The organism is Autumnicola musiva (assembly GCF_031846585.1).
Lineage (GTDB): Bacteria > Bacteroidota > Bacteroidia > Flavobacteriales > Flavobacteriaceae > Autumnicola > Autumnicola musiva.
Map to the genome: position 1 here is coordinate 1 of NZ_JAVRHK010000090.1, position 352 is coordinate 352.

General features: G+C 40.6%; 1 protein-coding gene. It reads right to left on the bottom strand.

All coding sequences use genetic code 11. The annotated features are described in order from the left end of the window. Positions 1–352: glucuronate isomerase (locus tag RM539_RS19995; RefSeq protein WP_311505183.1), on the bottom strand; the 352-nt coding region annotated here is incomplete at both ends.

Here is a 352-nt window from a genome sequence, read left to right on the forward strand (position 1 = left end):
TAAATTGTAAAGTATGGTTTTGGGCAGCTTGTCTTTTCCGTCTAAAGTATCCAGGAATCCGGAAAGGTTCTCTGCCTGGCTGTAGTCACCAATGGAATCCCAACCGGTATCTGGCCCAAGCTGCCTCAGCATCCGTTTATTGTTATTCCGAAGGGCACCAAGATGGAATTGTTGCACCCAACCTTTTTCATGATAATTTTCCCCTAAAAATAACAAAATAGCTGTTTTAAACTTTTCAGCTTCCAGGTTGGAAATATCGTCTCCTTCCCTCTTTTTTCTGAAAATACCGGCAATTTCTTCTTCAGTAAACCTTTCAAAAGAAACATAATTCAGCCCGTGGTCACAAAGTTTA